The sequence below is a fragment of the Rheinheimera riviphila genome (genome assembly GCF_004005945.1).
Taxonomy (GTDB): domain Bacteria; phylum Pseudomonadota; class Gammaproteobacteria; order Enterobacterales; family Alteromonadaceae; genus Pararheinheimera; species Pararheinheimera riviphila.
In genome coordinates, this window is the sequence record NZ_SACS01000090.1 from 1 (window position 1) to 255 (window position 255).

Below are 255 nucleotides of genomic sequence, written 5' to 3' on the forward strand. Positions count from 1 at the left end.
TTTCTCCTTCATCGCGCAGTGTAGTGCAAGGCAGCAGTACCAGTTTTACGGTCACTGCGAATAGCGGTTATACCATCAATGGCGTTAGCGGTTGTGGCGGCAGTTTATCTGGCACGACTTTCACCACCGCAGCCATCAACGCCGCTTGTACAGTCAGTGCCACTTTTGTTGCCAATCCGGTAAATCATACCGTGACTGCAAATGCCGGAGCTGGCGGTAGTGTTTCTCCTTCGTCGCGTAGTGTCGTGCAAGGCA

1 protein-coding gene is annotated in these 255 nt (G+C 52.9%); it reads left to right on the forward strand.

The features are described from left to right. The coding region (locus tag EOE67_RS20635) for an InlB B-repeat-containing protein (protein ID WP_206099692.1) at positions 1 to 255 on the forward strand (255 nt) is incomplete at both ends.